General features: G+C 44.8%; 1 pseudogene. It reads right to left on the bottom strand.

Going from position 1 to position 500, the window contains the following annotated elements:
* Positions 1 to 500: pseudogene (locus R7190_RS31310) on the bottom strand (ABC transporter permease); the annotation flags it as partial.

The raw sequence follows: 500 nt of genomic DNA, 5'->3' as shown, positions 1-500 counted from the left end.
TAATTATGACGATAGCTACGGTCAATGATAAATACTGTGTAGTTCGATCAAAAACTTCATTGCTGCGACTCGCGGTATCTTGAGTACGCCAGCGATCACTTGGTGACAACTCTGTCTTATCTTGGAGTTGCTTTAGCGCCGCATTGTCTGCTTTTAGAAACAGTCGATACTGCACTCGACTGCCGACTTGTATCGCGCCTGTTTTTTCTACGTCGCTTTGGTGAATATACGCCGCAGGCATTTGTTGGAATGGATTGAAACTTAAACCCGGCTCCATCAGCACGGCACCTGAAACGGTGAAATCTGCATCACCAATGGTGACATTGTCACCTTTAGTGACTTCTAATTGAGCCATAATACGTTCGTCTAACCAAAGCTGATTAGGCTTCACGCGACCTGACTCATTCCCATCTAAAACCAACTCTCCCATTAAAGGATAACTTTCATCGACACCTCGTACAGAAATAAGCTGCATTCCGTTATCGCTAAAAGCCATGGTC

Source organism: Vibrio sp. 1078-1, assembly GCF_033340475.1.
The sequence above is the reverse complement of the archived record's forward strand: the minus strand, read 5'-3'. Positions and strand labels throughout refer to the sequence as shown.